The 3,560-nt window shown below is 39.4% G+C and carries 6 protein-coding genes; all 6 read left to right on the top strand.

The window, feature by feature from the left end:
* Positions 1–182: hypothetical protein (locus tag ciss_RS13600; RefSeq protein WP_235837281.1), on the top strand; the 182-nt coding region annotated here is incomplete at its 5' end.
* On the top strand, positions 154–591 hold the full coding sequence (locus tag ciss_RS09140; RefSeq protein ID WP_075866044.1) for a nucleoside recognition domain-containing protein: 438 nt from the start codon (positions 154–156) through the stop codon (positions 589–591). The genes ciss_RS13600 and ciss_RS09140, both read left to right, overlap by 29 nt.
* A 12-nt stretch (positions 592–603) precedes the next feature.
* Positions 604–1,041 (top strand): nucleoside recognition domain-containing protein, encoded by a 438-nt coding sequence (locus ciss_RS09135; RefSeq protein ID WP_075866043.1) that lies wholly within the window; start codon positions 604–606, stop codon positions 1,039–1,041.
* Positions 1,042–1,141: 100 nt separating this feature from the next.
* On the top strand, positions 1,142–1,741 hold the full coding sequence (locus ciss_RS09130) for a FeoB small GTPase domain-containing protein (protein WP_075866042.1): 600 nt from the start codon (positions 1,142–1,144) through the stop codon (positions 1,739–1,741).
* Positions 1,728–3,170, top strand: coding sequence for a ferrous iron transporter B (locus ciss_RS09125; RefSeq protein WP_075866041.1), 1,443 nt, complete (start codon positions 1,728–1,730; stop codon positions 3,168–3,170). The genes ciss_RS09130 and ciss_RS09125 overlap by 14 nt, the downstream gene beginning before the upstream one ends.
* A complete protein-coding gene (locus tag ciss_RS09120) occupies positions 3,170–3,421 on the top strand; it encodes a FeoA family protein (protein WP_075866040.1) in 252 nt (83 codons plus the stop codon). The genes ciss_RS09125 and ciss_RS09120 overlap by 1 nt, the downstream gene beginning before the upstream one ends.
* Positions 3,422–3,560: the final 139 nt, after the last annotated feature.

The raw sequence follows: 3,560 nt of genomic DNA, 5'->3' as shown, positions 1-3,560 counted from the left end.
CCCTTTTTTCATCCGCCAAAGATAGGGACGGTTCTTTTTTTTGGCGTATAGACGCAAATATAAGAACCGTCCCTAAAATTGGTGTTTGGGATGGTGGTTCTCAGAACCGTCCCTGGAGTGATAAAATAGAAGGAAAATGTGGTGGAGGAAAAAATGAACGGGGTAAGTTTATACAATATTAAAATTGCAGCAATGCGGGGTATCCAAAAGGGTTTTAATATAACCTGTGAGCTTGCCAGGACAGTAATTCCCGTATATTTTTTAATTACAATTTTGAAGTATTCCGGAATATTAGCGATAATTGCTAAAATTTTTGAACCGGTAATGCGGTTTGTAGGACTGCCTGGGGAGGCATCGCTAATTTTTGTAATAGGTAATGTGCTAAATCTTTATCCTACCATTGCTGCTATTGCCGCTTTAAAGATGACGGTCAAACAGGTGACTATCATTGCCGTGATGCTATTACTTTCCCATAATCTTTTTGTGGAAACTGCCGTTAGCAAAAAAACCGGAATTACGGTCTGGTATTTAGTATTGTTAAGGATTGCTCTGGCAATATTGAGCGGCTATCTTATAAATATCATCCTTTAGGTGAGTGAGAATATGGTGGAGAAATTATTTATAGAAGCTTTAAGCGGTAGTTTTAATATGTTAATAAAAATAGCTATGATTGTAATTCCTCTTATGGTAGTTTTAGAAGTGGCAAAAGAATTAAGGGTTCTGGAAAAATGGGCAAAGCCGTTAGAGCCCGTTATGGGGTTTTTAGGCATGAAAAAGGAAGCTGCTTTTCCGCTTTTGGCGGGATTAATTTTTGGCCTGGCCTATGGAGCCGGCTTAATTATAGATAGTGCCCGGGAGGGAATTTTAAAACATAAGGATTTAGTGTTAATAAGTATTTTTCTTGTTATCTGCCATTCCTTAATTGAAGATACCCTTTTATTTGTGGCCATTGGCGCAAAGGCGACGGTGTTGATTATTTACAGGTTAATATTAGCATTGATAGTTACTTTTCTTGTTTCCCGTTTGGTAAAATTTAATTGAGAATACTTGTCAATTACAAAAAGTTTGATATAATGAGGATGTAGGAATTATTTTTTTACCAACCAATTGAGAATGAAAATCAATAGCGGAGGTTGTAAATATGGATTGCCATAACTGCAATAGAAGCTGTCATCATGCCGGGAGAAAGCATAGAAGACGTTTTGGCTTTTTCTGGCAAAAAGCCCGGAAGGAAATATGTGAAGAAAAACTTTTAAAAATAGCCCTGGTAGGTTCGCCCAACGTTGGCAAAAGCATGCTTTTTAATGCTTTAACCGGAGCTTATGTAACGGTGTCTAATTACCCCGGGACAACGGTAGAAGTTGCCCGGGGAAAGACTGTAATTCATGGTCAGGAATATGAAGTGATAGACACTCCGGGGATGTATTCCCTTTTACCGATAACCGAAGAGGAAAAAGTGGCTCGCGACCTTTTATTAGAAGAAAAGCCCGATATTGTGGTCCATGTTGTTGATGCCAAAAACCTTGGAAGAATGTTAACCTTAACCTACCAGTTAATTGAAGCAGGATTGCCGGTGCTTTTGGCTATAAATATGATGGATGAGGCGGAACAACTGGGACTTATTATTGACCGGGAAAAAATTGAAAAAGAGCTGGGAATACCGGTAGTTACAATGGCGGCAGCGCAAAATGCGGGAATTAACGAATTAAAAGAAAGGGTGGCCGAGTATGTTAAAAAATAGAATAAAATACCCGGAACCGATTGAAAAAGCTATTGCCGAAATTGAAAAGCTTTTAACCGTGGAATATAAACTTTCGAAACGAAGCGTTGCCCTTTTGCTGCTGCAGAAAGATGAAGCTCTTTTATCTGAAATCGCGAAGAAAGAACCTCATTATCAAGAAATCCTAAAAGTAATTGACGAAACGCAAAAACAATTTAAAGAACCATTAAGCTTTGTGATTGCTTCAGCCCGGCAGGAATTTGCGTTAAAGGTGGAAAAAGAAGCTTTAAAAGAAAAGGGAACGGAAAAAGCGAGTATTACCGAATTTTTGCATAGGCTCACGGTAAATCCTATTACGGGTATACCGATCATGTTTTTAATACTTTATTTCGGCATTTATAAGTTTGTGGGGGTTTTTGGTGCTGGAACTTTGGTTGATTTAATTGAAACTTATTTTGAAAATAATATTAATCCGGTAGTTAATCAGGTTACCGCCCAGGTAATACCGTGGAAGGTTTTGCAGGATTTAATTGCTAATGACTACGGAATAATTACTCTTGGGATCAGGTATGCTGTAGCAATTGTGCTGCCGGTGGTAACTTTATATTTTTTAATGTTTTCAATTTTAGAAGATAGCGGTTACCTGCCGAGATTATCACTTTTAATTGACCGGGCTTTTAAAGTAATAGGTTTATCCGGGCGGGCGGTTATTCCAATGGTTTTGGGGTTTGGCTGCGATACAATGGCGACCATGGTGACCAGAACTCTCGAAACTAACCGGGAAAGGATAATTGCGACGCTTTTATTAGCTCTTGCTATTCCGTGCTCGGCCCAGTTGGGGGTTATCTTAGGGCTTTTATCCAATAACCCTGAAGCCCTGCTAATCTGGGCTGGAGTTATGATTTTAGTTTTTCTCCTGATAGGGTACCTGTCTTCCCAACTGCTTCCGGGCAAAAGGGCTGGTTTTTACATGGAAATTCCACCTTTAAGGATTCCTAAACTAAAAAATATTCTTACCAAGACCTATGTGCGGATGAAATGGTATTTTATTGAGATTCTACCCCTGTTCATTTTAGCTTCGGTGTTAATCTGGATTGGGAAATTGACCGGGCTTTTTGACCTTATTATTAAAGGCTTAGAGCCAGTAATGCTCTGGCTTGGGCTACCACCGCAAGCAGCCCAGGTGTTTCTGTTTGGTTTCTTCCGTCGTGATTACGGGGCAGCAGGCATGTTTGATTTATATCAGAATGGAATTCTGGCCGGCAAGCAGTTAGTGGTTGCTGCTGTAACTTTAACTTTGTTTATTCCCTGTATTGCCCAATTTTCTATGATGTTAAAAGAAAGGGGTACAAAAGTTACCTTAGCTATAACTGCTTTTATTCTACCCTTTGCCTTTTTCGTGGGTTATCTGCTTAATTTACTTTTGACAGTACTGGGGGTGAACTTTTAATGGAGGCATCTGCTAAACCCCTGGCCATAAGTCTTTATAATATGAGACCGGGCGAAAAAGGAATTGTAGCTTATTTTAATACCAAAGATGAGGCGATCATCAAAAAATTAATGGCAATGGGAGTAATACCCGGTCTTCCCATTGTTTTGGAACAGCGATTTCCCAGTTTTATAATAAAGGTAGGCCGGACCAGGGCTGCTGTAGATCAGGACATAGCTAAAGCCATTTATGTCCGCTTAGCGACTAAGTAAGCGGGTGAAGACAATTTATGAGTAAATTGCTAAGTTTAGAGAACCGCGCCAAATAAGGTATAAACACAAACCCAAAAATAAAAATACCCCAAAGTAGGGCGAAAAACAGCGGTTTTAAGGAGCAGGAAGAAAAGATAAA

Source organism: Carboxydothermus islandicus (assembly GCF_001950325.1).
GTDB classification, from domain to species: Bacteria; Bacillota; Z-2901; order Carboxydothermales; family Carboxydothermaceae; genus Carboxydothermus; species Carboxydothermus islandicus.
The sequence above is the reverse complement of the archived record's forward strand: the minus strand, read 5'-3'. Positions and strand labels throughout refer to the sequence as shown.